This window comes from Frankia sp. CeRuru1 (assembly GCF_977966315.1).
In genome coordinates this window covers 1-3,081 of the sequence record NZ_CDWWEW010000499.1, presented here as the reverse complement: position 1 = coordinate 3,081, position 3,081 = coordinate 1, and the positions used below count along the sequence as shown (strand labels likewise).

The window sequence follows — 3,081 nt, the reverse complement described above, 5'->3', positions numbered from 1 at the left end:
AGTCCACAAAGAATCTTGCCTCAAAAATCTTGACAGGTTCCGCCGGCGTGCGCGACGGTGGGGATCCAAACCGGCTCCTCGTCGCCCCGATCTGAGTTCAACCACTCACCAGGAGGGCCACAACGGCGGCGAGAGCAGAGACCACGCTCGACAGGGCGGCAAGGGTCGCGACGCTAACGGACGGTGATATCCAGAGGCCACGGTTGAGCTCACGCCACGCGTGTGGCACGACGGTCATCCGTACTCTCTGCCACTTGTGCTGTCGGAGGCTACAGCCCATCAGCAGCCCCGATGAGTTGTTGCGGCACAACCTCTGGTCACGGGTCACTGCCCCACACCAGACCGGCACTTGGAACAGGAAGTAGACCGCAGCCGCGACGGAGAACACGATCACGACTATGGCTCCGCCTGCACCTGTCACCCAAAAGGCCACTACGGCAAGCAAGACCAGGTACCCCCAGTAACGGGACAATAGGCGCATGAGTCGGACAGTAGCAGGATCGTTGCTGTCTGATCTAAGAATTTATCCATCCGAATGGCTTGTTGCGCTTGGTTATCACTGCTTTCCCCTTCACTGCCCTGCGTTCGACTGTTCGGACCCCAAAGGGGCAGGTAAACGGGCAGCCGGGCCGAGCCGATCGCTTGCTCTCGCAGCAGCGATCCACGCGATCATGTCCCCCCCTCATCCGCCGGCTTGCGGGAGCCCCTCGGGTAAAGATCGTTTCGCAGGGTGGCCACAGAAGGTCTCGCCGCTCGCAGGGCGGACGGGTCGGGCTGTCCGCTGCAACTGGCTCTGTCTCCCGGCCGTCCGCTGGCGTGCCCCCTGCTTGCTTTTCTGCCCCCTGGCGTGCGCGACGGCGGGATACCGGCCAGATCATCGCTCCATGGCTGGATCACTTGGGCTGGAACCGCAGTGTTCATCTCCAGGTGTCCGGGGATCGCCTTCGCGGTGCGGGCTGCCGACGCACCGGCGAGCACGGCCGCCCACGGCCGCGCGCAGCCGTCGCGCGGCGGTGGTCCGCACCGCGGCTCTTGATCCTAAAACGACGGATTCGGCAACGGCACGGTACGCACGCGGTACGCCTCGGCTTGCTCACGGTGTCCCCTGGACGACGCTCAGCCGGTGAAGTCGACGTGGTGGCGGATGTCCCAGCGGTAGGCGTGTCCGTCCCGGCGGAGTTCGAGGAGATCGACGCTGGTGACCGGCAGGCTGATCGGGGGTTGCTGGCGTAGCTCGGTCAGGCAGCGGATGACCTCGGCCGCGGGCGGGTCCGCGTTGCAGTAGGTCACGCTGATGTGCGGCTTGAACATGGCGGGCTCGTCCGGCACCGCGTCCGGGCCGAGGATCTGGCCGACTGCGGTGCACAGGCGTTCCCGTAGATCGGCGACCGGCTGCCATGGTGCGGTGCGCAGGAAGGTCCCCCCGGTGTACGCGGCGATCGGCCCGACCGTCAGCGTGAACGGGTTGATGTCCGCGCACAGTTCGTCCGCGGCCTTCCCGAGTGCCTCGACCTGGTCGGCGGGCATCTCGTCTGCGAACGCGACTCCCTGCACGGTGAGGTGCAGGCCGTCGACGGGCACCGGGTCGAGGTAGTCCAGGTCGGCGAGTGCGCGCTGAAAGCCGGCGACGTAGTCGGTGAGGGCCTGGTCGTGGAAGACGAGGTACCAGGTCAGGTAGTGCCGGTCGGGGCGCCATCCCGGGCGCCACCACCAGTGGTCGGCCATCCGCTCGGCGTGGCGGAACGATTCCCAGTCCTCGGCGTCGACCTGCTGCTCAGGGGTGAGGGCCACGGGCAGAGAGGTTATGCGGTGAGTGTCCGCCACGCTTTCACCGAGTCCTCGACCTTCGCGATCTCCGGGACTTTCCGCCACTGGGCGGCGCTGGTCAGGAAGTCCTTCGCTCGGCGGGCGACCACTTCGGATCGTAGATCCGCGCCGACGGTCAGGGCTTCGCTGACGAGCGCCCCGGCCCGGTCGGGCTCGGGGGACGGGCCGGACAGGTAGGTCATGCTCGCGTCGACCAGGGTCAGGGCGTGGCTGGCGGTGGAGCCGGCGGCGGCGAAAATCGGGATTGCCTGGTCGGTGAACTCGCGGGCGCGCTCGTGGGCTCCGGCCGCCAGGTAGGCGGAGGCGGCGTTGCCGGCGATGCGGGACGCGGTGAACGGGTCGAAGGAGAGGAAGTAGCCGACCGGGTCGGCGTCCTCGATCTTCGCGTGGGCGGCGAGTGCCCGGCCTACGGCTTCATCGACGCCGGCGGCGTCACCGAGTTTGCCCAGGGTCCGGGCCTCGCCGCTGATCGCCAGCCGGATGGAGGCGGGGCCGCCGCGGGCGTAACGCTGCCCGTCGCGGGCCAGGTCGAGGGCCTCGCGGTACCGGCCGCCGTAGTAGGCGATGAAGCTCTGCGTGCCGCGGACCCAGGCGGCCAGGTCGCTGTGTCCGGCGGCCTTGGCAAGGCCCATCGCCTCGTTGCAGTAGGCACGGGCGACCAGCTCGTTGCCGAGGTCGAACGCGAGGTAGCCGAGTAGCCCGGAGAGCTTCCCGCCGATCAGGTAGAGGTGCTTGCGCTGCGACGGGTGCTGATGCCCAGCCATGAGTTCGGCGACCCACCGGCGCTGCTTCAGGGCGACCGGGTAGACGGTGGCGGCGTCACTGGTCTCGTACCGGCGGCCGATGACCTCGATGCTCGTCTCGGCCTGCTCCAGGGAGTCATTGTTGACGTTGGAGGCGGCGAACGCCTGCATGCGGCGGGTGACCTCTTCGAGCTCCTCGTCGATCGCCCACGCTGCTCCGACGGCGAGGACCGTCCGGCGGTCCGGTCCACTCGCCGGGGCGGCTTCGGCTGCTGGAGTGGCCTCGGCGGGGGCCAGGCCGAGACGTTCGCGGGGGATGTCGAGTCCCTCGGCGAACTTCTCGTACGTCTCGATGCTGGTGACGTGCCGCTTCCCGTTGAGGATGAGGCTGATCGTCGGCTGCTGCACCCCGGTCATGATCGAAATCTGTGACTGGGACGCGCCGGTCCACCGCCGGTAGATCGTCAGAACGGTCTTCATGTCGCGTTCGGCGAGGGCGGCGGCCATGTCG

At 68.0% G+C, this 3,081-nt stretch carries 2 protein-coding genes; both read right to left on the bottom strand.

Going from position 1 to position 3,081, the window contains the following annotated elements; genetic code table 11:
- Positions 1–1,116: 1,116 nt before the first annotated feature.
- Positions 1,117–1,791 carry a 2'-5' RNA ligase family protein gene (locus tag AC08OP_RS23415; RefSeq protein ID WP_476616147.1) on the bottom strand — a complete coding sequence of 225 codons (675 nt, stop codon included), beginning with the start codon at positions 1,789–1,791 and terminating at the stop codon, positions 1,117–1,119.
- Between the two features lie 11 nt (positions 1,792–1,802).
- The coding region (locus AC08OP_RS23410; protein WP_476616146.1) for a helix-turn-helix domain-containing protein at positions 1,803–3,081 on the bottom strand (1,279 nt) is incomplete at its 5' end.